1 pseudogene is annotated in these 1535 nt (G+C 43.8%); it reads right to left on the bottom strand.

The features are described from left to right. Window positions 1-320 precede the first annotated feature (320 nt). Window positions 321-1428 (bottom strand): annotated as a pseudogene (locus BM736_RS24735) (IS110 family transposase). Window positions 1429-1535 lie beyond the last annotated feature (107 nt).

Genomic DNA, 1535 nt, shown 5'->3' with positions numbered 1-1535 from the left:
GGGCGTTGGTATGACTCCCCACGTCAAGCAGAACACCACTCTTTCGGCCTAAATATTTAAGCCTGCTTTTGCTCTTTTGACTCAATTGGGATTGAGCTAACACAGTCGATGAAGCAAGTAATTTCGTCGGTTGTCATGCTGATATCCGTGGATTACTTATCTTTCAATAAGCAGCGCCTACCTTACATTACCCGTCGTGACACCTGTCTTCAGTCTATGTTCGTGGTTCAACACGGAGTTAACCGTATTGCCATCCTAACGCCCTCGGTGATCGTGTCACATCCGATGCTTGACCCACTGTATTAGCTCAAAATCGTTTATCATGCAGGTACTCTCGATAACCGCAATTTAGGGTTAACTTTTGTCAGTACCACTTCTCGTGAGATAGCCCAAATATAAGCAATCATCTCTCTGGCAATGGCTGTCACGACTACGTTGTTATGTTTACCTTTGTGCATGAGTTTTTGATATCGACGACATAGCCTTAACTGCGCTCGCCATGCGATATCGATAATATCTTTAGGTAAGTCCTCTTGTCTTTTTTGCATGTCTGTTGAGATATTCGCAGGGTACCGATAGGAGTGGGCTCCTTCAACCAGTAAGCGCCTTGCTCGACGAGTGCTCTGAAGGCACTAAGCCAACATAACTCATTAGTTTTCGCGGATGATCAAAGCGAGTTAGATCTCCTAACTCTGCAATGACACCCGCAGCAACCAGTAACCTCACACCACGTAATGCCTGTATTGCTTTGACTACCGGATAGTAACGCCATATTTTCACATGGTGCTCTAGCTCATTGTCGAGCCGCTTCAGTCGAGCTATTCGCTCCGAAATGGTTTGTAAGTATTCTTGCAAGACAATCTGTTGACTAGGGTGCGGTAATATCAGTTCAGTCAGCCACCGTAAGTGCTTTAGCGACCAATTAGCGGTGCCTCTATAGTTAATGTTATTTCTCAGCTGAAGCGCTTTAAGCTGGTATTTAGCGTCTTTTAAATCTTTCATCGCAGTTTCRCGAGCACGAGATAAATCGCGGATAGCTTCATCTTCAGGCTCCGGTACGTAGATAGTGGTCAGATCTTCAGATTTGAGTAGCTTTGCTAACTTAAGCGCATCACGTTTATCGGTTTTAATTTTCTCACCAGGCTTTTTGGGAATAAGAGAAGGGGCTATAACATAGCAACAGTGACCTAGGCTGGTGAGCAATCGGTAGATCCAGTAACCGCAGGGCCCTGYCTCATACACAAAGTGTAAGGTTGCTTCTGGGTACTTAGATTGAAACTGTCTAGCCAGTTTAGTGATAGAGGCTTTCGCACTTGAAATTCGTCCAAAATGAACCGCTTGCGCTCCTCTTTGATCTTCAATATAAGCAACTTCTACAAATTCTTTATGTGTATCAAGGCCAATAAAAAGTATGTTATGTTTATTCATGCTGATCTCCGATTTAGTTTCTTTAACAAAACTATTATGGCTCTGGCTTTCAGCTAACCCACGATTGATTGGAGATCAGCATCTTTAGTGGGGAGTCATTATGTCTA

Source organism: Shewanella sp. UCD-KL12 (genome assembly GCF_001957125.1).
Classification (GTDB): Bacteria; Pseudomonadota; Gammaproteobacteria; order Enterobacterales; family Shewanellaceae; genus Shewanella.
Note: the sequence above shows the minus strand (reverse complement) of the source record. Positions and strands in the feature narration are given on the sequence as shown.